We start from the raw sequence: 23,317 nt of genomic DNA on the forward strand, positions 1-23,317 counted from the left end.
TCGGGGCAGCGCCTGACGGCGAGCCCAGTCGGCCTTCGTGGCTTGCCGTTGAGCCGTGGGACGAGCAGGCCGGTCGGCTCGGTGGGCCGGGCATCGGACCACCGCCGGGCGGCCAGATGACAACTGCTCTTCACCTCGGTCTTGCCCCTGGGTATGGACCGTGACGACGACTACGGGCACCCTGTCGCGCGACGTGTCACAGAGGCACTCCTGATGACGAGGGCGGGGCGAATGACACCGATCAGCCGAAGAGGCTTCGTGGGACTGGGCGCTTCCATGGCCGCGGGCGTGACGCTGGGCGCCGGCACGCGCACGGCGGACGCGGTCCAGCGCGCAGCGACCGGCACGATCAAGGACGTGGAGCACGTGGTGATCCTCATGCAGGAGAACCGCAGCTTCGATCACTACTTCGGGCGTCTGAAGGGCGTCCGCGGCTTCGACGACAGCAGCGGCATCATCCTCGGCGGTGGCCATTCGGTCTTCGACCAGCCGAACGGCCTGGGCCGGCAATACCCGTGGAAGCTCAGCTCCACACCGCCGGCGGGCGGCCAGGACAGCGAGACCCTCGCCCAGTGCAACGGCGACCTGCCGCACTCCTGGTCCTCGCAGCACTCCGCGTGGAACAAGGGCCGCCTCGACAACTGGGTCTGGGGCGTGGGCAACGTCCGCTCGCTCGGCTACCTGGATCGCTCCGACATCCCCTTCCACTACGCGCTCGCCGACAACTACACCATCTGCGACGCCTACTTCTGCTCCACACTCAGTGCGACCGGCCCCAACCGCACCTACCTGTGGAGCGGGAAGGTGGACTCGTCCAGCCACGACGGTGGTGACGAGTCGGGCCTGACCTGGCAGACCTACGCCGAGACGCTGCAGGCCGCCGGGGTGACCTGGAAGGTCTACCAGAACGCGGCCGACAACTACGGGGACAACGGCTGTGCCTACTTCACGACCTTCGCCAACGCCAAGCCCGGCGACCCGCTGTACGACCGCGGCATGTCCTCGGTCCCGAAGGTGACCGGTTCGACCCCCGACGACATCGCCGCCGCCCTCAAGGCCGACGTGCTCGCCGGCACCCTTCCGCAGGTGTCCTGGATCGTCCCCAACCAAGGCTTCTCCGAACACCCCTATGCCCCACCCGGCGACGGCGCCCACTTCGTCAACCTGGTCTACCAGGCCCTCGCCGCGGACACCGACGTCTTCAACTCCACCGTCCTGCTCCTCAATTACGACGAGAACGACGGCTACTTCGACCATGTACCGCCACCCATACCGCCCGCCGGAACCGACGGCGAGTACCTCAACGGCGTCCCCTACGGCTTCGGCTTCCGTGTCCCATGATCGTCATCTCGCCCTGGACGCACGGCGGTTGGGTCTCCTCGGAGGTTTTCGAGCACACCTCGGTGATCCGGTTCCTGGAGACCTGGACGGCGGCGCTGGGCAAGCCCGCCAACTGCCCCAACATCAGCGCGTGGCGCCGCAAGGTGAGTGGTGACCTGACCGGTGCCTTCAACTTCGCCAAGCCGGTCTACGGTCCCGTCCCGCTCCCCGCGACCAGCGTCATCGGCATCAGTACCTGCGCTCCGCTTCCCAATCCGGCGCCGACGACCAACGCCCTGCCCGCCCAGGAACCCGGCACCAGACCGGCCCGCGCGCTGCCGTACCAGCCCAACGGCTACCTGGACCGATTGGAGTTCGGCTCCGCCGGGAAGATCCTCGCCTGGTGCACAATGACCAATCAGGGCGGCCCCGCTGCACGGGCCGCCCACTTCTCGATCCATCCCAACGCCTACCGCGACACCACGCCCTGGCAGTACACCGTCGATGCCGGTGGTACGGCGTCCGACTACTTCAACATCGGCTTGGGCTACGGTGACGGCAAGTACGACCTGACGATGGTCGGCCCCAACCGCTTCCTGCGCCGCTTCCGGGGCGACGCCACCAAGGCAGGCAAGTCCGCTGAGGTGAGAACCCGTTATGCCGTGGAGCCCGGTACAGGCAAGCTCGCCATCTACTTCAAGATGACCAACACCGGCTCGTCTTCCGTCACGTTCACGATCACCTCCAACCACTACCGAGGCGACGGCCCTTGGACCTACACCGTCGCCGCCGGCGCTTCGACGGAGGAGTACTTCAACGCCGTCGCGTATCAGAACGGCTGGTACGACTTCACGGTGACCGTCAATTCCGACGTGGCGTGGTCGCGCCGGTTCACCGGGCACCTGGAGACGGGCACGGCCAGCGTCAGCGGGTGATCCTGGCGTTCCGGGTGGCGTTGCAGGTTGCGTTGGAGCCGTCCCTCCACGTGTTCCGTGCCTGTGCTTCAGCCCCGGTTTCCAGGCCGGGGCTGAGGCGAGGGCAGCCAGTACTCTTCCGTCATGACTGCCAGTACTCTTCGTTCTCATGGCTGATCACCTGACTCGCGCCGTGAGCGGTCGGGGCTTGCCACGGGGGGCCGCTGGCTATGCCGAGGCGGCGGAGATGCTGGCTGTTCAGTACGAGGAAGTCACCTTCGAGGAAGTCCACGGCGACGTACTGCAGTTCGTTCCGGCCGAGCAGGGCCGGATTCTGGATGTGGGTGCGGGGACGGGGCGCGATGCCGCCGCGTTGGCGGCCCGTGGACACAGCGTCGTGGCCGTCGAGCCGACCACAGAGCTACGGGAACACGCACGACGGCTTCACGCGGACAGCGACATAGCTTGGATCGATGACGCTCTTCCCGACCTGACGCTGGGCCGTCACCCGGGCGAATTCGATGCGATCTTCGCCACCGCGGTGTGGATGCATCTGGATCCCGAGGAGCGCCGACGTGCGATGGCCAGGATCGCTGGGTTGCTGGTTCCCGGCGGCCGGTTCTTCGTCAATCTGCGTCACGGTCCGGTGCCCGCGGGCCGCCGCATGTTCAACGTGTCCGCCGCTGAGACAGCCGAGTTGGGCCGTGCGCACGGACTGTGCAGGCTTCATTGCAGTGAGCGTCTCGACCTTCATGGTCGTGACAACGTCCGACGGAGCTGTCTGGTCCTCCAATCGGACACGTTCAGCGACACGGCCGGCTGACGTCCGCGACCGTCCGGCCGCCGGCCGAGGCGGTCGCGGACGTTGATCGAAGGCCGGTCATGCGGCCTCGGTCGGTGTGGTGAAGCGCGCGTGGAGGGCTGCCAGGCCGGTTGCGTACACCACGTCACCGAAGAGCCGCTCGACCTCTGGAACCGTTTCTTCCGCGGCGTGGTAGATCGCTGACCAGCGCACCTCCGCGCCCTCGTCATGGGCGACGACGGTCAGTGTCGCCTCGTAGTCGGTGATCGGAAGGGGCGTGTCGAAAACCGTGTAGCGGAACGCACGCGCATTGTCGTCCCTCGCGAGCAGGCGTTCGCGGGCGACCACCGCCCCGTCGAGCACGAACGCCTGGACCGCTCCAGGCGTTTCGGGACCGTCTCCCTCCTCCATGACTGAGGGCGGGACTGTCGGGTGCCAGTCGGCGAGCCCGGCGAAACGGCCGATGGTGCGCCAGACCGAGTCGGGGTCTATGGGAAGCACGGTGGTGCGGATGAGGCTGTGTGCGCGGGACATGTGGGGTACTGGTGGCTTGGGCATGCGGGGGCCACCTTGGTCTGTTGTCTGGGGTCTGAGGTCTGAGGTCTGAGGTTTGCGGTCTGTTGTCTGCGGTCTGCCTGTGGGGCAGTTGGCGGACTGGCGGACTGGCGGACTGGCGGACTGGCGGGCCGGCGGACTGGCGGGCCGGGCGCCGGGGGCCGCATGTGGTGGGTCCTGGGCTGAGGGTCACCAGGTGCTGTCGCCACGCAGGGTGGCGTCGGCACCCCCGTCGAGGAAGATGACCTGGCCGGTGACGTGCGAGTTCTCGGGGGAGGTCAGCCAGGCAAGCAGCGGGGCGACTTGTTCGGGGTGGGCGTGGCCGTACAGCGGCATCGGGACGGTCGCGTCAACGGCTTTGCGTATCTCGGCGTCGGCGAGCATGCCCGCGGTCATCGGAGTGAGGATCGTGCCCGGGGCGACGGCGTTGAGCGGGATGCCGGCGGCCGCCCAGTCATCGGTGACGGCCGTACGGCGGAGCCACCGTGCGATGGCCGCCTTGGAGGATCCGTAGATCGCATACCCCTCCCCCCGGTCGATGGCTGCCTGGGCAGCGGCGACGGTCGCCTCCTCGTCGCCGGAGAGGGCGGCATCGACGATGGCCGGGTCGTGCGGGTGGATCGAAGCGACGGAGGAAATCAGTACGGCGCGCGGGTCGGTACCAGCGGCGAGGAGCGGACGCAGCCCGTCGAGGGTGGCGACCACGCCGAAGTAGTTGACCCGGATCGTGTCTGTGGTGAAGTGAGCGAGGCCGGCACAGGCGATAACGGCATCGAGGCGGCCACCGGTCAATTCATGCGCCTGGTCGACGAGTCCCCTACGGCCTTCGGGTGTGGCGAGGTCCGCGCTGATGTCGGTGCCCTCAAGGTCTGCGCCGATCACGGTCTGGCCTTGCCGACGGAGGTGGGCGGCGGTGGCCTTGCCTATGCCGGAAGCGGCCCCGGTGATGAGGTAGGTGCGCTGCGAGTCGCAGGAGGTACGGGACATGGTCGGCTCCCTTTCGGCAGGTTTCGGCAGCCCGCTCGGGGTGACGCGGGTGGCGTGTAGCGATGATGTGCGTGTCGCGTGGATGACGCGGATTGCGCGGATGACGTGGCGCGATGAGGTGTTGCGGGTTCGGTGGCGTGCAGTTCTCGAACTCTCCGAGCGTTCGACCACGTCGAGGATGGCGAGCAGCGGTGACCGCGCTCACTGCCTCGCGGCAGCGGCGAACGCCGACCGCTCCGTTCGGACCTCAACTTCCCATGGCTCTACGGGCATTGAGGGATTTGTTCAGGCGGTGGAGTCAGCGTACCTCTTTTTTGGCATGACGTGCCAACTGGCTTGTCTGTGCCAACATGGTGGAACGCAGGCATGGGGACGGGATCGAAGGGTGAGGAGAGGCGGATGACAGCAGCGCGAGGCAGACCGTCGCTGACGGAGCGGCGGCGGCAGGAGACCCGGCAGGAGATCGCGGAGGCTGCCGCTGTCCTGTTTTCCGAGCAGGGTTACGACGTGACCGCGGTCGAGGACATCGCCTCGGCTGCCGGTATCTCGCTGCGCACCTTCTATCGCTACTGCGCGGCGAAGGAGGACGCACTCACGCCCCTCTTGACCTCCAGCGTCGGCCGACTTGTCGAAACGCTGGCCACCCTGCCGACCGACGAGCCGCTGACCAGCGCGGTGCAGGCGGCTTTCGGTGCGCCGGCCTCGGTCCAGCAGCTCGCGGACATGGAGCGCGCCCGCCGGCTGATTCGTGTCATGGGCAGCGTGCCGGCGATCCGCATGCGATGGCTGGCCGCCGGACGGGACATGCAGGACCAGCTGCTGGCGGTACTCGCGGCCCGCACGGGAGCGTCGCCGGACAGCCTGGAAGTACGGCTGATGGCCACCGCTCTACTGGACGCGATCAACGTCGCTCTGGAGTACTGGGCGCAGCAGGACGAACCGGACGATATCGTCCAGCTGACTCGTCGCGCGCTGGACTATCTGCGCATTGACGAGCTGTAGTTGGTGCGGTCTGCGGTCTGCGGTCTGCGGTCTGCGGTCTGCGGTCTGCGGTCTGCGTGATGAGTAGGTGGTGCAGGGCGCTTACCCAGGGCCTTGGTCATCTCCCTTGCCAATCTTCCCGGCCGTCTACCGGGGGCCGGATCGCCGTTATCACCGATGACGACGATCGGGGTCGAGCCCCTGGCGCACCGTCCACGGCCCTGTCAGGTCCTGCTCTGACGGACCCCAGTGGCTCTCAGGGATGCCTCAGGGGCGGTTCAGGGGCTGCTCAGGGTTGGTCCCTGATGGCATCTGACCTCACACCGAGGAGAGTTGATGGTGTCTCAGCGATACATGGCGTGGCAGCCACCGCCCTTGGGAGCAGTCCGATGTACCTACGCCCTTCCGCCGTCCGCCGCATTGCCGTGGCCGGCCTCGCCCTCGCCGCGATCACAGCAGGTGCAGGCGTTCCCGCCGTGATGGCCGCTGATGCGGTTCCGCGGCAGGAGGTGGCTGTCGCCGGGTCGTTCGATCCTGCACCGATGCGAAGCCTGCTGACCCGTCTGCCCGATCCCGTCGTCGCCGGTGCGCTGGTCAGAGTGGCGGGGGAGGGGCGATCGATGCCGTGGACCGGAACCGAGGGGGCCGTTTCCCGTGACGCCCACTTCCGTATCGGCAGTGTGACGAAGGCCTTCACCAGCACCGTCGTGCTCCAGCTGGTCGCCGAGCGCCGGATCGGCCTTGACGTGCCCGTCCGGCGCTATCTGCCCGACCTCATCCCGCCCGCGTACGGCGCCGTCACCGTGCGTGAGCTGCTGGACCACACCAGCGGCCTACCGGCCCCGGCCGGCATACCCGGGCCTGCCGACGGACCCGGTTGGTGGCGCAAGAGTGTGGCGCCGCAGGACGTGGTGCGCAACGCCTTCGCGGCCGCCAAATCCCCCAAGCCGGGGGATCGGCCCGCACTCGGCAGTGTCCAGCAGTACAACGGCGTCAATACCTTCGTCCTCGGCCTCCTGGTCGAGAAGGTGACCGGCCGAACCTTCACCGACGAACTCACCCGCCGCATCATCCAGCCGCTAGGACTGCGCCACACCAGCCTCCCCTCGTCGGACGACATGTCCATCCCGGTACCGCGTGCGCGCGTATACGTCGGTACGGACGAGGTGACCGAGCAGAGCCCCTGGGCCTGGGCCGAGGGCGGAATGATCTCCACCGGCGCTGATCTGGACCGGTTCATGACCGCCCTGTTCCGCGGCCGTCTCCTCCCGCCCGCCCAGCAGAAGCTGGTGTTCACCGTGCCCCGGGTGGACAGCGCACCGACCAACACCAACTGCATCAAAAAGACGAGTTGCTTCAGCGTCGGCGGCCTGATGCGGGTCACGCTCGACAACGGCGTCACCGTGTGGGGCAAAACCGGCTCCCTGCCGGGGTGGACCAACGGTGTTTTCACCACCCGTGATCTGAAGCGCCGTGTTGTCTACTCCCTCAACCCCACCGGCACCGCGTCCGAACGCCCCTACGTCATGGCCGTCCTCAACGCCGCATTCCAGAGCGTCGGCTGAACGCCGGGACGGGTCGCCGCAGCCTATTCGGCCCGACCAGCACTCACATCAACGGGCAGACCGACCGCCTGGCAGTGCTACGGGCTCGATGTCGCTCCGGACACCGGCCGGAACCACCCAGCGCGGCCCCACGGCGGTGCGGACCAATCCCTTACGACCCTGCCGCGCCCCGAAGAGGAAGGAAGAGTGAAGATTGCAACCATATCGCCCGGATCGCCCGGACCGCCGGGACCGCCCGGATCACCCGGACCACTCCAAAGGCGAGGGGTGACGATGTCGCGCCCCTCATCGTCCCCGATCCGCGATGTGCACCGAGTTTTGAACATATTTTACGTGAAGCGCGCAACTGCAGCCCGTACCCTCGCCGTCTGACAGTGAGTCGGGCCCGTCAGGGCCGAAGAGCGAGAGAGCGGGGCAGGTCGTGGGGCGGCGCAAGGGCGGCATAGGGATCGCACTCGTCACGGGGGCGGTGCTGGTGGGCGCGAGTGCCTGTGGCGGGGGCGGCGGCGACAAGGCGAGCGGGGACGACGCAAAGGCGCCGGGTAAGCCGAGTGCGAGTGCCTCCCCGTCACCGACGAAGCCCGCGGGCCCGCCGATGCTGCTGGATACGATCACCCCGCAGACGGGAACCAAGGTCGGCGTGGCCATGCCGATCTCGGTGGTCTTCTCCAACCCGGTGTCGGCAAAGGCACGTGCCACGGTGGAGAAGCACATGAAGGTGAGCACCTCGCAGCCGGTGGCCGGCGCCTGGCACTGGTTCGGCGACAAGCGCGCCGACTGGCGACCGAAGGCGTACTGGCCCTCCGGTACGAAGGTGAAGATCGACGCTGACATGAACGGCGTCAGCAACGGCAACGGACGCTACGGCGTGCGCAACTACACGCACACCTTCACGATCGGCGACGATGTGCGCGCGGACGTCTCGGTGACCGGCCACACCATGAAGGTGACCCGGAACGGCAAGCCGGTGCGCACCCTGTCGATCAACGCGGGCAGCGCCCAGTATCCGACGTGGAACGGCACGATGGCCGTCATCGACAAGCAGGAGAAGGTCCACATGACCTCCTGCAGCGTCGGCATCAGCTGCGACAAGGGCAGCCCGAACTACTACGACCTGACGCTGCCCTGGGACATCCACCTCACCCAGTCCGGCACCTACGTGCACTACTCGACCGGTGACCCCAATCCGGGCAGCGGCAGCGCCCGCGGCTCGCACGGCTGCGTCCACCTGTCCCTGTCGGACGCCAAGTGGTTCTACGGCCAGGTCAAGCAGGGTGACCCCGTCACCATCACCGGCTCGCCCCGTGCCAAGGCCTCGCCCGACAACGGCTACGCCGACTTCAACCTGGGATGGGACCAGTGGCTCGAGGGCAGCGCTTCCGGGGAGGGGAAGACCGCGACGCTGTGATGCGCTGCGGTGCCGGCACCAGTCAGCAGCCGATGACGTTGACCGCGAGGCGCCCTCGTACTCGCTTCGTACTCGCCCATGGGGCTCATCGGAAACGGTTGGCCCTCCGGCACGCTCCACTCGTCCCACCGGCGGTCGAGATGGACGAACAGGGCACTGGACTCCCGCATCAGCGCCGTCGCCTCGCGCGCCCCCCGCCCCTGCCGGAGCCGAGGCCCCCACCCGCGACCTCGTGCTCGGGCAGGGTGCGGTCGCCGTCAGGTCCCGCGGCCTGTGGGCCGGTATCGACCTCGACCCCGCGCTGATGACGGGACGCCAGGCATGCATGCGTCTCCTGGACCGCCGTGTGCTCGCCAAGGACACCCACGGCTCCACCATCCGGCTCGCCCCGCCGTTGGTCATCGAACCCGATCAACTGGACTGGCTGTGCGATCAGTTGGGCGAAGTCCTGACCCTCCCCGGCGACTGACACCTGCCCTGCCGGCGCACGTACTCAGCGCCGGTGCGCCCAGCATCACGCTTCCAAGTGTTCGTCCGGCGATGCGGGCTCCTCATGACGTCGGTGGTGACGGGCGCAGCAGTGAGACCAGCAGCCCCGTGAACTGCGTTGCCGCCCAGGGGAGCCGTCGACCGAGCATCGTCTGTACCTGGGCCTCGCGGCGGCGGAAGACGGGGTGGTCGAGGGGTACGTAGACGACGCCTTCGGCGGTCGGTTCCGGGTGCAGGTCGCCCAGGTCGCCGACGAGTGCGACGCCTCCGCCGGACCGTACGAACTCGTACTTCGAGGCGATGGCGTCGCATACCAGAGCGGGGCGGACGGTCAGGCCCTCCAGTTGCGCGCCGGTGTCGAACAGGTCGCGCTGGGTGGTTCCCGTCGGGGCCAGGGCCAGCGGGTACGCGCACAGCTCGGCCAGGCCGACCCGCTCCCGGCTGGCGAGTTCGTGTCCGGGCGGGACGATGGCGGCCATGGGTACCACGACGGCGCACTCCACCCGCACGTCGTGCCGCGGGCCCATCGCGTAGGTGACGGCGATGTCGGCGATTCCCTCGGCCACCCGCCGGGTCGCGTCCTGGTGGGGTACGCGGTCGAGTTGGAAGGTGACGTCCGGGTGGTCGCGTCGGAAGACCGCCATCGCGTGCGGAACGAGGCGGCGTGCGAAACCCTCCGAGCAGGCCACGGTGATGTTCCGGGCGTCCGCGCCGCTGCCCGTACGCAGTTCGCTGAGGAGCTCGGAGGACTCGGCCTCGCTGCGGCGGGCATGTGCCAGCAGGCGTGACCCGGCGTCGGTCAGGGTCATCCCGCGCGGATGCCGGACGAACAGCGGAACGCCGATTCCGGATTCGAGCTTGGCGATCTGCCTGCTGATCGCCGAGGGGGCGACCCGCAGATTCTGGGCAGCCTCGCTGACTGCTCCCGTACGGGCGACTTCGAGGAAGTACGCCAGGCTCACCGGCATGAGTTGCATCGGACCTCCATGAGGCGAGGCGGCCTGCCGCCTGCCGTGTACACCGGTGCGACGCGCACACCGGTTTGCCGAAATTAGAACGCGAGCCAGCGCAAACGGCAATAGTCAGGGCCTGGGAGGCGCCCTTACGCTGCTGACCCAACACGGCGCGTGCCGTGCACCCGCACCTGCGGCATTCCCGGGAGTACCTCTAGTGATCCCTGAAAATCTGGTCCGGCGGGCCGAGGAGTACGTCGACTCGGGCGCCTTCTTCGCCGAACTGAGCACTATGGTCGGTTATCCGACCGAGAGCGCCCGCCCGCAACGTCACCTTGCCGTTAAGGCATACCTGGACGAGGTTCTCGTACCCGCGCTGACCGCTCTCGGGTGTTCGGTGGCCGAGTACGCCAACCCGGACCCCCGCGGCGGCCCGTTCCTCGTCGGTACGCGCGTCGAGTCCCCGGACGTGCCGACGCTGCTCTGCTACGGCCACGCCGACGTGGTGGACGGCCACGCCGGCCGGTGGAGCGAGGGCCGCGACCCGTGGACCCTGACAGCGGACGGCGACCGGTGGTACGGCCGCGGGGCGGCCGACAACAAGGGACAGCACCTGGTCAACCTCACGGCGCTGCGGCTGCTGCTGGAAGAGCAGGGGGCACTCGGCTTCAACCTGACCTTCCTCTTCGAGACCGGTGAGGAGATCGGCTCCCCGGGTCTGGCCGCCTTCGCCGCCGCACACCGCAAGGAGCTGCGGGCCGACGTGCTGATCGCCTCGGACGGGCCGCGCCTGGACGCGACGACGCCGACCCTCTTCCTCGGTGCGCGCGGCGGCGTCAGGCTCCAGCTCGATGTCGACCTGCGCCCGGACGCGTACCACTCCGGCAACTGGGGCGGCATCCTGCGCAACCCCGCCACCACCCTGGCCGGCGCCATCGCGAGCCTGGTCGACGGCCACGGCCGCATCCAGGTCCCGGCGCTCCTGCCGCCCGAGATACCGGATCCGGTGCGCGCGGAGCTCGCAGGTGTCACGGTTGCGGGCAGTCCCGGCGATCCCGCGCCCGACGAGGGATGGGGCGAGCCCGGTCTGACCGCGGCCGAGCGGCTCTACGGCTGGAACACCATCGAGGTCCTCTCGCTCGGCTCGGCCGACATCGATCACCCGGTCAACGCGATCCCGGGCCGGGCCCGCGCCGTTCTGCAGCTGCGGTACGTCGCCGGTACCGACGTGGGCCGGGTGCGGGAGGTCGTCACCGGGCACCTGGCCGCCCACGGCTATCCGATGGTCGACGTGATCGTCCACAGCAGTTTCCCCGCCAGTCGCACGCCGCTCGACGACCCGTGGGTGCGCTGGGCCAAGGCGACGCTGGAGCAGGTCACCGACCGGCCCGTCGCGGTCCTGCCCAACATCGGCGGCTCGCTTCCCCACCACGTCTTCACCGACATCCTCGGCCTGCCCACCCTGTGGCTGCCGCACTCGTACCCCGGATGCCTGCAGCACGCACCCGACGAGCACCTGCTCGGCACGATCGCCCGCGAGGGCCTCGTGCTGGCGGCCACGCTCTTCCACGCCCTCGGCCACCCCTCGGCGGGCATACCGCTTCCCGCACGCGGCTGACCCTCCACTTCCCCACGCGCCGCGGCCAACTCCCACTCCTCCCCAGCTCGTCGTAGCACCTCCCGCTCCCCGTCCCCCTCCCCGCTCGGCCTGACGACCGTCAGCCGGGCGCCCGCCGGAAGGACCCACGATGACCGGAATCTCCCCTCGACCCACCGAGCCGGGAACGTCCCCGGCCGCGCCCCCGAGACGAGCATCCGCCAAACGCGCGATAGCGGCGGCGACCATCGGCAACGCCCTGGAGTTCTTCGACCTCGCCCTGTACGCCCTGATGGCGACGTACATCGGCAGGACGTTCTTCCCCGACGACGACCCCGGTGTCCAACTCATCCAGGCCTACGCCGTGTTCGGCATCAGCTATCTGATCCGCCCGATCGGTGGCCTGCTGCTCGGCTCGTACGCCGACCGACAGGGGCGCAAGAAAGCGCTGATGCTGTCGATCCGCCTGATGGTGCTCGGCACCGGACTGATGGCGTTCATGCCCGGCTACGCCACGCTCGGCTTCGTCGCACCGCTGGGCATAGTGCTCGCGCGGCTGGTCCAGGGCTTCGCGGCCGGTGGCGAATTCGGCGCCGCCACCTCCTTCCTGGTCGAGCAGGACAGCCGGCGCAAGGGCTTCTTCGGCAGCTTCCAGTTCGCCAGCCAGGGACTGGCCACCGTGGTGGCCGCCGGATTCGCCACCGGCCTGACCGCGGTGCTGTCCGACACCCAGATGACCGCCTGGGGCTGGCGGATACCGTTCGTCTTCGGCCTCCTGGTCGGCCCTGCCGGCTATGTCATACGGCGCTACGTCGAGGAATCGCCCGCGATGGCGCAGTCACCGGCAGCGGGGGAGAGCGGTGGTACGCCTTCGCCGGTCCGCTCGGTCTTCCGCCATCACCGGGGCGGCCTTCTGGTCGCCGGCGGAGCGTTGGTGGTCTCCACCGCCCTCAACTACTCCCTGCAGTACATGCCCACCTTCGCGATCAAGGAACTGGGGTTGGACGACTCACTGTCGTTCACCGCGCTGCTCATCACCGGCACCATCCTGACCCTCGGAACTCCCGTCGTCGGTCTGCTCGCCGACCGCTTCGGCCGGCTGCGGATCATGATCCCCGCCGCCGGCCTCATCGGCCTGAGCGCCGTCCCCCTGTTCATCTGGCTCACCAACGCACCGTCCTTCCTGGCCCTCGCGTTGTGCATGACGGTCCTCGGCCTGCTGAAGGCGGCGTACTTCGGCGCGCTGCCGTCGGTGATGGCCGATGCCTTCCCGGCCGAAGCCCGCGCGACCGGGCTCGCGTTCAGCTACAACACCACGGTCGCCCTCTTCGGCGGATTCACCCCCACGATCGCCACGACACTGGTCACGGCGACCGGCTCCCAGATCTCCCCGAGCTACTACCTGCTGGCCGTCTCCCTCCTGAGCATCGCAGCACTGGTGGGTGGTTACCGGTTCCACGGCATCCGCTGACAGATGTCCGCAAGCGCCTGCAGGCAGCCGTTGCAGACGGACCTCACTCCGGGCCGGCGCAAGAGCAGTGCGGCGGTGGCCGGGGCCCCGGCCACCGCGTGTGCTACGGCTTCGACGTCGGCTTCGGACCGCGAGGCAGCTACCGGCGGAGTTGGGCTGCGATCTCGTGAGAGAAGGCCGCGACGCGGGTGTAGACGCCAGGGGTGGGGGTGGAGTCGCTGCTGTGGGCCAGCCAGCTGACGATGCCGATCAGTTTGCCGTCGGCGACGAGCGGGCCGCCGCTGTCGCCTTCCGCATGATGGGCGCCGGTGACGCTGTCGTTGGCGCAGGTGTGCATCGTGGGGTCGAAGTCCCCGGGGTTGAGCCGCTGGCACGTCCGGTCGGGGAGGACGCGCAGCTTCGCCGAGCGCAGGACGTTCGCCGGGCGGTCCTCGTTGTCCAGCAGGCCCCAGCCGTAGACCCGTGCGCGGGTGCCCGGACGGTACGGACCGGTGTCGGTGGTGGTGGCGATCGGCAGCGGGCTGTACTTCGCCGGCATGGGCTTGTCGAGCGTCAGGACCGCCACGTCGTTCTCCAGGTGCCGGCCGAAGCGCGGGTGGATCCAGACCTTCCGTACCTTGCGCATCGTGCCGTCATAGCGGCGCAGGTCGGTGCGGCCCGCGACAACCCCCACATCGGTGGGCTCTTCGTCGACCACGCAGTGGGCTGCGGTGACGACCTTGACGGGGGTGACCAGGGTGCCGCCGCAGAACTGGCCCGAGCGGGGATAGCTGTCGGTCTGTCGCCACAGGTTGATCGAGACGGCCCACGGCGCCTGCTCCGTGCTCGACTTCTGCCCACCGATGACGGCGTGGGCGGTGGCGGCCGGCAGCACGGCGAGGCCGGCGCCGACGAGCGCCAGGAGACCGGCCAGGGCGGGCAGACGCGCCGTCATGTGTCGTCGTGTCATCGTCATTCCCCTTGCTGTCCGGCTATCCCGGCTATCTGGTCTTCGAGGAGCGGGTAGTAGGAGGCGGTCTTGTTGGCGACGCCCGGATAGAGGCGGTCGGTGCAGCTGCCGCCGCCACTGATGACCCCGACGAGCCGGCCCTTCACGACCACGGGCCCACCGCTGTCCCCGTAACAGGCATTGACGCCGCCGGCCGGGTAGCCCAGGCACATCGTGTAGCGCTTGTCGTAGCGGCGGCTCCCGTACGCGGTGACGCAACCCCCGTCGCCCCGGTTGGGGATCAGCGCGGTCTGCAACGGCGGCACGCGCCTGTCGTCACCGCGGCCCGTCGTGGAACCCCACCCCAGGACCCTGGTGGGCGTGCCCTCCTCGTACAGCTGCTGCTGCGCCGGGGTGGCCAGCGGCAGTGTCCGGTAGGGCATGGGGGCGTTGAGGGTGAGGACGGCGATGTCGTGCGGGTACCTGGCGCCGCTCCCGTCGGTGACGGCCTTGGGATGAATCCACGCCTTCACGACCTTGCGGACCGTGCCCTTGCGGGTGTCCCGAAGGTCTTCCCGCCCGCCGACCACCCGGATCTGATCGACGGTGGCCGGGTTCACGCAGTGGGACGCGGTCAGCACCTTCCGGGGTGCGACGAGCGTGCCGGCGCATTCCGGGTTCTTCACGTCTTCCGCCGACGTCAGGGCGACTGCCCAGGGGTACTTATTGATGTCGGCCCGGTCTCCTCCCACCACCGCGCCGGCGGTCGGGACGGCCGACACCACCAGCGCCATCCCGGCCAACACCGCACCCATCAGGACACCGCGGGGCGTTCTCGCTGCGTTCATTGCTCCTCCGTGACGATCGAACAATGCCGCCCAGTGAGAGCCCGGGCAGCGCCACACGGTTGTCCACGACACGGTGGCTCTTGCGGATCACGGCTATGAGGGGCGGCAGTTCGGCCATGCGCATGCCGACCGGGAGGAGCGTCCGGAGGTCCGGTTCCCTGGGGCTGGCCGCCGCCGCAGCCCTGCCTTCTGAGAGAACCTCCCCCGTCCGTAGGGGAGTTGCCGCCAGCGACCGTCGGCGCCTGGTGGTGCGTCCGCGGTGACCCGCGCGACTCGATCGGCTGGTTCGCCACCACCGAGCGAGCCGCGTTGTTCGTAGCATCGCAGTCGAAGACCGGTGGATGTCCACCACGGTTGCCGAGGCGTGTGCGCCTGGCAGCCCGGGTGGCAACGGCCGGCTGCCGGATGACCACCCGGATGCCCCTGACCGCTTGCTGCGTCAGGCGTCGCGATGCCCGACGAGCAGATCCTTCCGGGCAGGGTCGCAATCGGGGCCAGGAGCAGGGGCTTTCGTTCGGACCAGCGGACGGCCGAGAGGAAGATGCCTGCGATGTGAAGTCCGGTCAGGTAGAGGGTGGTTGGCGGTCTTCTCGTAGCGGGTAGCGATGCGGGTGGCGATGCACCTGGTCCGCGGTCTTCCGCGTCGGCGAGGAACACGCAAGGCGGCCACCGGAGGGGGGCTCTCGCCACTGTCGGCCGCCTGACCCAGCGCCGTCGGCCTGGCCGGTCAGGCGACGGGAATCAGAGGCGGGGCGGCCTGGGGCGGGCGCATCCGGCTGCGGATGACCACACTGCCCACGGTCTTGTCGTGCAGACACTGCCGGAACGGCCGGTCCCAGAGGCAGAACAGCGCATCGATCTGACCGAGCACCGGCACCACCCCCATGACCCCATGCACCAAGTGCCGCCCCAGGGCCTGCCCGTAGGACAGCCTGCGCCCGTCGGTCAGCCGTACGACGCGCAATCCGCAGGTGAGCTTGCCCACCGTGCCTCCGAACAGGGTCGTCATCAGTGGCGAGTAGAGGAAGGACATCGCCAGGGCCACCACGAGGACGAGGCCGAACGGCGCCTGGCTGGAGATATGGACCAGGCCACGGAAGAGTCCGATACCTGCCGACGGCAGGGCCAGGATGACAGCCATGGTCAGCACGTCGATGGCGACGGCGAGCAGTCGCAGGCCCTGATTTCCCACGGTCTGCGCAGCGAGGCTCGGCCGCCGCGTCGGGGCAGGCCCGGCTCCGAGGCGCTCGGGAGGCGGCATGTGCGGCGGTACGGGGGACGGACCTGCTGCCTGTGTCGCGTTCATGGTGCCAACTTCCTTGCCTCTTGCGGCCCCCTTGCGCCGGATGTGTGTCCTGGCGGAAGGCGGAAAGGTGCTCAACTCGCTTCCATCGTGGTCGCGTGGTGGCCTGGATCCGTCGCTCTCAGGTCGTGCATCAGGTGCCTGCCCAAGGACAGAGTCGCCGGGTGGGCGTACGTCTCGTGGCAGACGGTTCATCTGCCTGAAGGAAGACCCGGCAGCTGCCTGAAGGATGACTCCGGGAATCGTGGGGTCGTGGGTCGTGGGTCGTGGGCGGAGGCGGTCGCGGATCGTCGCGATATGCACGACGTTGTCGGGCGCCGGCCCAGTCCGACCTCCCTGCACGCGGGCGAGCTGCGGGAGCAGGCCGGGCCCGACCGTCGGCTTCGCCGTCCGGGCTGCCTCGTGGGGCGCGGTCGGTGCTGTTCAGGATGCGTTCAGACTGCGGCTGGAAGGGTTGGGCGGCGTACGATGTCATCGCTGTGCGCGGTGGCTCGTATCTGACACTTCCCGCCACTGCGCGCACACGGTCGCGCCGCCGGGCCACCGACAGCGCCATGCGCAGGGCCCCACGGCACGACGTGCGGCGGCGCAGACGCCACCCAGGAGGATCTGCCTTGCCTGAGCCCGAAGTCCTGACCGATCTGGACGCCGCCGGTACCGACAGGTACGTGATGCGGAAGCTCCCAGAGGTCACGCTGGCCTTCTGGGTCATGAAGATCGCCGCGACCACCCTGGGCGAAACAGCCGGAGACCTCTTCGCCCAGACCCTCAAGCTCGGCTACTTCCTCACCACCATCGCACTGTTCCTGATCTTCGTGGTCACGCTGGTCGTGCAGCTCCGGTCCCGGCGCTACAACCCGTTCTGCTACTGGACGGTCATCCTGTCCACGAGCATGGCGGGCACCACGATGTCCGACTTCATGAACCGTGACGCCAGCGCCAAGTTCCTCACCGGCGGTGCGAAGTCGCTCGGCTGGGGACCGCAGGGCCTGGGGCTGGGGTACCCCACCGGCGCAGCCATTCTCATCTCGCTGCTGATGGTCATCTTCGTCATCTGGAAGTGCACCGGCCTGACGTTCGCCATCCGCGACATCGTCTCCTTCCGCGCGGAGGCCCTCTTCTGGGCGGCGATCCTGGTGTCCAACACGCTGGGCACCTCGATGGGGGACTTCCTCTCCGACAGCTCGGGACTCGGGTACGCGGGCGGCGCCCTGCTCGTCACCGCTGTACTCGCTGTACTGGTCGGCCTCATGCGGGTACCGGCCGTTCCGAACGTGGTGCTGTTCTGGATCGCCTTCGTCCTCACCCGGCCCCTCGGGGCGACCGCGGGTGACTTCCTCACCAAGCCGCTCGCCAAGGGCGGGTTGGACCTCGGTACGGCCGGCTCCTCGGCGGTCCTTCTCGCGGTGCTGCTCGGCTTGATGGGCTACGCCCACGTACAGGAGCGCCGGACCACCGTTCCCCAGGACCGCACGCTCACGGACGTTTCCTGAGGACGCACCCTCACGGACGTTTCCTGAGGACCGCATCCTCATGGACGCTTCCTGAGCGTGGCGCGGGAGGCAAGCCCCGTCGGCCACCGTTTCCTCCGGGGGCGGTCGGCCGGCGGGGCGGTGTCATTCGGGGGGGGCCGTGTCATCCGGAGGGGCCGTGTCATCCGGCGGGCAGGCGGACCACGAAGCGCGCGCCCTCGGTGTGGCCGGCGTCATGGGTCACTTCACCGCCGGCGGAGCGGGCCAGGCGTCGGGCAAGCGGTAGACCCAGGCCCGCTCCGGCGTGTCCGTCCGCCGGTTCGGCGCGCCGGCCCGGTTGGAAGAGCTGCGCGGTGAGGGTACCCGGGACGCCGGGGCCGTCGTCGACGACCGCCACGCGGGTGCCGTCGGGCGCAGGCGAGACCTGTAGGGCGACCCGCGAGCGGGCGTAGCGCAAGGCGTTGTCGACGAGCGGGGCGACGATGCGCTCCAGCAGTGCGGCGGGCACCCCGGCCATCACGGTCTCCGGGCCGTCAAGCGTGATTTCGGCGCCCGCGGTCTCGGCGCCCGCGGTCTCGGCAACCGTGATGTCGGCAACCGAGATTCTGGCCTTCTCACGGGAGTTGTGCTGATCGGTGAAGCGGCGCAGTACGGCCATGACGTCCGTCGTGCCGGGAACGGTGTGTGCGCCGGCCCGGGCGTCGTCCAGGACGGTCTCGCAGATGGTGCGCATGGAGGCGGCGGCCTCGGCGATGGAGGTGTGGGTGGCGCGGGTCTCGTCGGTGGAGCGGGGGCGGGCTTGCCACCAGTCGAGTTCGGCGGTGATCCGCGCCAGGGGATTGCGCAGCTCGTGGGAGAGCTCCCGGGTGAGTTGCTGTTCGTGGCGCAACACGGCACGGATCCGGTCGAGCAGTTCGTCCAGTGAGGCCCCGAGCCGGAAGAGTTCGGCGGGGCGGTCCCCGGTGCCGAAGCGCTCTTGGGAGGCGACCACGCTCCACCGGGTGGCCTGCTCCGTCATGGTCCGGACCGGGCGCAGGGCGCGCCCCACCGCCAGCCGGGTCAGGACGTAGGTGCAGGCCAGGACGGTGGCGTCGAGCGCGAGGGAGGCGATGAGCAGGGTGTCGGCCGAGGCACGGTAGGGAGCGAGGTTTATGGCGGTGACGACGGTGGCGACGGCGGCGGTGGGCCTGGCACCCGGCCGGACCCCGCCCACGGGCTCGGCGCACAAACGTATGCGATCTCCGGCCGTCACCTCGCTGCAGCGCTTGTCGCCGTGCGCGGTGAGACGGGTGGCGGCCCGAGTGATTGTGCCGTCGGCCGCGGCTGAGGCGGGGTGCTCCAGCAGCCGGGTGCCGGCGTAAATCCATACGTTGGTGTCCAAGGCGGCGTCGTGCGGTGTCTCCAGGACGCGTACCGGCTGATGGCGGGTGTCGACGGTTGCGGCCACGGCACTTGCCCGCGTGCGCAGTTCGTCGTCCGCCTGTTGCTGGAGATGGTGGCGGACGATCGCGTTGAACACGACGGTGAGGACCATCATCACCAGCGTGGCGGTGGTCAGCGCCACGAGGGACAGCCGGCCCCGCAGCGTACGGGGGCGGCAACGGCCGGCCAACGCGGAAATGAGGCGCGGGGCAGTGGTCATGAGAGCCGGTGCCCGATCCCCCGCAGGGTGCTGATCGTGAGGCTGCTGCCCGCATCCCGGATCTTGCGGCGCAACCGGCTCAGATACTGGTCGAGGGTGTTGTCGCTGACCTGCGCACCTTCCGGCCAGCCGGCCCGGACGAGCTCCCGTCTGCCCACCACTGCCCCCAGACCCGCCATCAAGGCGGCAAGGAGCCGGAATTCGGTGGGCGTCAACGTCACGTCGCCGCCCCCTGCACACAGGCTGTGGTGCACCGGATCCAGGACCAGGCCCTTGGCGGCCGTAGGCCGGGCCGGCCCGGATCGCTTGAGGGCGGCGCGCAACCTGGCGGTCAGCTCGGCGAGATGGAACGGCTTGGCGAGGTAGTCGTCACCCCCGGCGGAGAACCCGCTGAGGCGGTCATGGAGCCGGTGGTGCGCGGTCAGGAAGACGACCGGACTGGAGAACCCCTGCGCCCGCATCGCCTGGCACACGTCCCGCCCGTCCGCGTCCGGCAGCCTGACGTCCAGCACCACCGCGTCCACGTTGTCGCCAGTCAGCCGGAGAGCGGTCGCGCCGTCCTGAGCGGCCAGCGTGCCGAAGTCCTCGTCACGCAGTCCGCGTACCAGCACGTCCCGCAGCGCGTGGTCGTCCTCGACGATCAGAACGGTGGGACGCACAGATGATCACCTCACAACAAGCTCGGGGCCGGGCCGGGATACCGCGTCCGCCCCCACCTTTGAGCAACACTTCCGGTAGGCCGGTAGGCCGGTAGGCCACCAGGCCGGTAGGTGGCGTGAGGTCAGGAGGCAGCGGTTTGGCCCGCGGGCGGCGCCTCCTGTACTGCGGCGACCCTTCCCGCTCTCGTCCCGGACGAGGTGGCCCCGGCCGAGGAGGTGGCGGGGCACGGCCGGACGACAGTGACGTCGGGCCGACTACAGACAGGTAGACGGTCTACCGCACTGTAGACGATGAAGGAGGTAGGGCTTGTCATGGTTCGTCGACAGCAGGCGGGCGGTCGGCTCCTGCCTGCGCCCGCCGACGCGCCCGCCGACGCGCCCGCCGACGCGCCCGCCGACTCGCTGCTCCTCACGGCGGGACCGCTGTGTCTGGCCGGTGGGAGAGGGGCGCACACCTGTCCCTCCCTCAGATCCTCATCGCGGCGGCCGGTGGGGCACTGGGGGAGCTCAGGCGCGTACGCGATCGGCTTGCAGTGGCGCGGCCGTTGGCTTCCGCTTGGTGCCAGTACCAGTCAGCGGATCGGTTCGACGGGACTTCGGCGACAGGGGCCTTCCGTAGTCGGCCCAACGAACCATCAGCGTGCGGCCGAACCCATACGGCGGGTCGTTGCCCACAGGAGTAGGGCGGCCAGGCTGAATGACGTACCGAGGGCTGTCACGGCCGGCCAGCCTGCCGTCGCGTAGGCGAGGGAGGAACCGAGGGCGCCGAGGCTGCTGCCCGCCGAGTAGAAGACCATGTAGCCGCCGATGATCCTGCTGCCCGCATCGGGTCGGACGGCGTGGATCAGGGTCTGGTTGGTGACGTGGACGGCCTGCACGGCGAAGTCCAGCAGGACGGCACCGATCGCCAGCGCCCACAGCGATTGCGGGGTCAGGGCGATGGGGAGCCAGGAAAGCGCCAGTAGGGCGAGACCGACGCCGGTCGTGTGCTGGGCGAGCCCCCGGTCGCTCCAGCGCCCGGCCACTCCGGCGGCGACGGCCCCGGCCGCCCCGGCGAGCCCGAACGCGCCGATCGCGGTGTGCGACAGCGACCACGGCGGACCGCTCAGCGGCTGCGCCATGCCGCTCCACAGCGTGCTGAAGGCCGCGAACACCAGCAGGGCGAGCGCGCCCCGGATCCGTAGCAGCGGATGACGGACGAACAGAGTGACGGTCGAGGCCACGAGCCGTCCGTACGACTCCTCGCGCACCTTGGCGGACGGCGAGCCCGAGGGCAGAACGCGACGCAGCAGCAAGGCGAGGACGGCGGTGACGCCCGCGGACGCCAGGTAGACCGCGCGCCAGCCGGCGAGGTCGGCGAGTACGCCGGCGGCGGCGCGGGCCAGCAGGATTCCGGTGATGATGCCGCCGGTGACCGTTCCGACGGCGCGGCCGCGCCGGGCGGGTGGGGTCAGGGCGGCAGCCGCCGCGACCATCGTCTGGGCGACGACGGCGAGCAGGCCGACCACGGCGAGCGCGCCGAGCAGCGCCGCCACGCCCGGCGCCAGCCCGGCGGCCAGCAGTGCGAGTGCCAGCAACCCGAGCTGACCGGTGACCAGCCGACGATGGTCTAGCAGGTCGCCGAGCGGCACGAGCGTCAACAGGCCTGACGCATAGCCGAGGTGAGTCACCGTGACGATCGCACCCACTAACCCTGAGCCGAGCGCGAACCGCTCTCCGAGGGTCACCAGCAGGGGCTGCGCGAAGTAGACGGTGGCCACGGAGCTGCCGCAGGCGAGGGCGAGCAGGGGCACGAGCCGGGCGGGCGGCGATGTGTCCGACGCCGACGCCGATGCCGATGCCGATGCCGACGTCGACGCCGTGGCGTGCGCCTCGTGGCCGCCGGATCCGTTGCACTCGCCGACCGCACCGGAGCACTGGATCGCCATACCGACACACCTTCCGTTCGACTTGGTTTCAACTTGCTACCGATGCGACAGTAGCCATGCGAGGTAGCATGTTGCAACCATCCCTGGAGAGGGGTCCGGGGAGCTGTAGGAGAGGAGCCACGGATGGTCGCCCGCACCCGTTTCGACGCCGACCCCTGTCCCGTTGCCCGGTCGGTGAACGCCATCGGCGATTGGTGGTCGCTGTTGATCGTGCGGGACGCCTTCGACGGCAGCCGCCGGTTCGGCGAGTTCCAGCGCAGCCTCGGCATCGCCAAGAACATCCTGGCGGCGCGGCTGCGTGCGTTGGAGAAGGCCGGGGTGCTGCGCGGCGTGCCCGCGCCGGACGGTGGGTCCCACCGCGAGTACCTCCTCACGGAGAAGGGTCGCGCCCTGTTTCCGGTGATCGTCGCCCTGCGCCAGTGGGGCGAGGACCAGTGCTTCACCCCCGACGAGGACCACTCCCGCCTGCTGGACCGCCGGACCAGCCGCCCGTTGCGCCGTTTGCAGATCCGGGCGGCGGACGGACGGCCGGTCGGGCCGGAGGACACAGTCGTGGAGAAGCTGCAAGAGACGCTGCAAGAGGAGCCGCAAGAGACGGAGAGGGCTGAGAAGGAGTAGGCCGCGCGCCGGCTTCACAGCGCCGCCGGTGGGGTCGTACGGGCCGGTTGGAACCAGTGTCCCGGGCCGCGCGCGAGGTTTTGCGCCAGGTCGCCGACTCTCCTGACGCTTCCAGCCAGGTCGTGCGTCATCATGCCGCTCATGAGCTTTGCCATCACACCCGCCATCCCGGCCGGGACCCTTTCCGCGTCCGCTCAGCCCTCGATACCGTCGGCTGACGGTGAGTTGCTGTTGCGGCCCTGGGAGGCGGACGACGCTGCTGTACTGCAACGTGCCTTCCAGGACCCGTTAATCCGGCGCTGGCACACGCACCATGTGACGTCGCTGCAGGAAGCCCGGGACTGGGTCACGGCCTCCCACCGGTCTTGGGAGCAGGAGCAGGCCGTCCAGTGGGTCATTACCCGGGCCGACGGCGAGGTCGCCGGCCGGATGTCTCTGCGGTGGATGGACCTTCTCCATGGCCTCGCCGAAGTGGCGTACTGGGTCCTGCCCCACGCCCGTGGCACCGGTGTCGCCCCGCGGTCCCTGGTCGCGTTGGCTGCCTGGGCGCTGGACGAGGCCGGCTTTCACCGCCTTGAACTCGCGCACTCGGTCGCCAACGATGCCTCCTGCCGGGTGGCCACCAAGTCTGGCTTCGCTCTGGAGGGCACTCGGCGCGGCGCGCATCGGCAACTGGACGGCTGGCACGACATGCACCTTCATGCTCGTGTCCAGGGAGATGACTGAGCGGAAGGCGTGTTGGAGGCGACCAAGCGGCGAGTGAATGCGGTTCCTCGAAGCGCCGACAGCCCGGCCACCAAGGCGGGTGGGTCGAACGTCCGCCTCCCACAAGGTCGTTGACCGTCCACGTCATGTAGCCGGGAGAGTGGTTTACCGT

19 protein-coding genes and 2 pseudogenes are annotated in these 23,317 nt (G+C 69.4%); 12 read left to right on the plus strand and 9 right to left on the minus strand.

Going from position 1 to position 23,317, the window contains the following annotated elements; all coding sequences use genetic code 11:
* Positions 1–378: 378 nt before the first annotated feature.
* The 3 genes and pseudogenes from IG62_RS41180 to IG62_RS0101395 all read left to right on the plus strand — a co-directional run.
* A pseudogene (locus IG62_RS41180) lies at positions 379–1,877 on the plus strand (alkaline phosphatase family protein); the annotation flags it as partial.
* Between the two features lie 144 nt (positions 1,878–2,021).
* Positions 2,022–2,255 carry a phospholipase domain-containing protein gene (locus IG62_RS48175; protein ID WP_234326178.1) on the plus strand — a complete coding sequence of 78 codons (234 nt, stop codon included), beginning with the start codon at positions 2,022–2,024 and terminating at the stop codon, positions 2,253–2,255.
* A 148-nt stretch (positions 2,256–2,403) separates the two neighbouring features.
* Complete coding sequence (locus IG62_RS0101395) at positions 2,404–3,057, plus strand: class I SAM-dependent methyltransferase (protein ID WP_078871731.1); 654 nt, start codon at positions 2,404–2,406, stop codon at positions 3,055–3,057.
* 57 nt (positions 3,058–3,114) lie between these two features.
* Here IG62_RS0101395 and IG62_RS0101400 read toward each other — a convergent pair whose 3' ends face one another.
* Together IG62_RS0101400 and IG62_RS0101405 are read right to left on the minus strand one after the other, a co-directional pair.
* A complete protein-coding gene (locus tag IG62_RS0101400) occupies positions 3,115–3,594 on the minus strand; it encodes an SRPBCC family protein (RefSeq protein ID WP_078871732.1) in 480 nt (159 codons plus the stop codon).
* Positions 3,595–3,780: 186 nt separating this feature from the next.
* Positions 3,781–4,578 (minus strand): SDR family oxidoreductase, encoded by a 798-nt coding sequence (locus tag IG62_RS0101405; protein WP_030796501.1) that lies wholly within the window; start codon positions 4,576–4,578, stop codon positions 3,781–3,783.
* 399 nt (positions 4,579–4,977) lie between these two features.
* On the opposite strand from IG62_RS0101405, the gene IG62_RS0101410 reads away from it, so the two are divergent.
* The 4 genes and pseudogenes from IG62_RS0101410 to IG62_RS0101425 form a co-directional block, all read left to right on the plus strand.
* On the plus strand, positions 4,978–5,580 hold the full coding sequence (locus IG62_RS0101410) for a TetR/AcrR family transcriptional regulator (protein WP_051797391.1): 603 nt from the start codon (positions 4,978–4,980) through the stop codon (positions 5,578–5,580).
* A 521-nt stretch (positions 5,581–6,101) separates the two neighbouring features.
* Complete coding sequence (locus tag IG62_RS0101415) at positions 6,102–7,124, plus strand: serine hydrolase domain-containing protein (protein ID WP_234326140.1); 1,023 nt, start codon at positions 6,102–6,104, stop codon at positions 7,122–7,124.
* Positions 7,125–7,545: 421 nt separating this feature from the next.
* Positions 7,546–8,532: a L,D-transpeptidase gene (locus tag IG62_RS0101420; RefSeq protein WP_030796510.1), complete on the plus strand. Its 987-nt coding sequence runs from the start codon at positions 7,546–7,548 to the stop codon at positions 8,530–8,532.
* Between the two features lie 229 nt (positions 8,533–8,761).
* A pseudogene (locus tag IG62_RS0101425) lies at positions 8,762–9,001 on the plus strand (aminotransferase class III-fold pyridoxal phosphate-dependent enzyme); the annotation flags it as partial.
* An 82-nt stretch (positions 9,002–9,083) separates the two neighbouring features.
* Here the strand turns inward: IG62_RS0101425 and IG62_RS0101430 are convergent.
* Positions 9,084–9,998, minus strand: coding sequence for a LysR family transcriptional regulator (locus tag IG62_RS0101430; protein WP_030796515.1), 915 nt, complete (start codon positions 9,996–9,998; stop codon positions 9,084–9,086).
* A gap of 193 nt (positions 9,999–10,191) precedes the next feature.
* Between IG62_RS0101430 and IG62_RS0101435 the strand changes: the two genes are divergently transcribed.
* Both IG62_RS0101435 and IG62_RS0101440 read left to right on the plus strand, forming a co-directional pair.
* The gene (locus IG62_RS0101435; RefSeq protein WP_030796517.1) at positions 10,192–11,592 is read left to right on the plus strand and encodes a M20 family metallopeptidase; all 1,401 of its coding nucleotides are present in this window, start codon (positions 10,192–10,194) and stop codon (positions 11,590–11,592) included.
* 130 nt (positions 11,593–11,722) lie between these two features.
* Entirely contained in the window at positions 11,723–13,042 is a 1,320-nt protein-coding gene (locus tag IG62_RS0101440) for an MFS transporter (RefSeq protein ID WP_030796519.1), read from the plus strand.
* Positions 13,043–13,181: 139 nt separating this feature from the next.
* On the opposite strand, the gene IG62_RS0101445 is transcribed toward IG62_RS0101440, so the two are convergent.
* The 3 genes from IG62_RS0101445 to IG62_RS43950 form a co-directional block, all read right to left on the minus strand.
* Positions 13,182–13,991, minus strand: coding sequence for a S1 family peptidase (locus tag IG62_RS0101445; RefSeq protein WP_158794940.1), 810 nt, complete (start codon positions 13,989–13,991; stop codon positions 13,182–13,184).
* Positions 13,992–13,993: 2 nt separating this feature from the next.
* Positions 13,994–14,818 carry a S1 family peptidase gene (locus IG62_RS0101450; protein ID WP_037837627.1) on the minus strand — a complete coding sequence of 275 codons (825 nt, stop codon included), beginning with the start codon at positions 14,816–14,818 and terminating at the stop codon, positions 13,994–13,996.
* A 727-nt stretch (positions 14,819–15,545) separates the two neighbouring features.
* Positions 15,546–16,124 carry an RDD family protein gene (locus IG62_RS43950; protein WP_158794941.1) on the minus strand — a complete coding sequence of 193 codons (579 nt, stop codon included), beginning with the start codon at positions 16,122–16,124 and terminating at the stop codon, positions 15,546–15,548.
* 611 nt (positions 16,125–16,735) lie between these two features.
* On the opposite strand from IG62_RS43950, the gene IG62_RS0101465 reads away from it, so the two are divergent.
* Complete coding sequence (locus IG62_RS0101465) at positions 16,736–17,614, plus strand: membrane protein (protein WP_030796527.1); 879 nt, start codon at positions 16,736–16,738, stop codon at positions 17,612–17,614.
* Positions 17,615–17,774: 160 nt separating this feature from the next.
* Here the strand turns inward: IG62_RS0101465 and IG62_RS0101470 are convergent, their stop codons facing one another.
* The 3 genes from IG62_RS0101470 to IG62_RS0101480 all read right to left on the minus strand — a co-directional run bounded on the left by IG62_RS0101470 (position 17,775) and on the right by IG62_RS0101480 (position 21,822).
* Positions 17,775–19,235, minus strand: coding sequence for a sensor histidine kinase (locus IG62_RS0101470; protein WP_051797396.1), 1,461 nt, complete (start codon positions 19,233–19,235; stop codon positions 17,775–17,777).
* Positions 19,232–19,894 (minus strand): response regulator transcription factor, encoded by a 663-nt coding sequence (locus tag IG62_RS0101475; RefSeq protein ID WP_030796531.1) that lies wholly within the window; start codon positions 19,892–19,894, stop codon positions 19,232–19,234. The genes IG62_RS0101470 and IG62_RS0101475 overlap by 4 nt, the downstream gene beginning before the upstream one ends.
* Before the next feature lie 635 nt (positions 19,895–20,529).
* The gene (locus IG62_RS0101480) at positions 20,530–21,822 is read right to left on the minus strand and encodes an MFS transporter (RefSeq protein ID WP_078871737.1); all 1,293 of its coding nucleotides are present in this window, start codon (positions 21,820–21,822) and stop codon (positions 20,530–20,532) included.
* A gap of 123 nt (positions 21,823–21,945) precedes the next feature.
* Here IG62_RS0101480 and IG62_RS0101485 point away from each other — a divergent pair, with 123 nt between their 5' ends.
* Both IG62_RS0101485 and IG62_RS0101490 read left to right on the plus strand, forming a co-directional pair.
* A complete protein-coding gene (locus IG62_RS0101485) occupies positions 21,946–22,440 on the plus strand; it encodes a winged helix-turn-helix transcriptional regulator (RefSeq protein WP_030796535.1) in 495 nt (164 codons plus the stop codon).
* 141 nt (positions 22,441–22,581) lie between these two features.
* Positions 22,582–23,166, plus strand: coding sequence for a GNAT family N-acetyltransferase (locus tag IG62_RS0101490; protein ID WP_030796537.1), 585 nt, complete (start codon positions 22,582–22,584; stop codon positions 23,164–23,166).
* Positions 23,167–23,317: the final 151 nt, after the last annotated feature.

This window comes from Streptomyces sp. NRRL S-337, from assembly GCF_000720175.1.
GTDB lineage: Bacteria > Actinomycetota > Actinomycetes > Streptomycetales > Streptomycetaceae > Streptomyces > Streptomyces siderophoricus.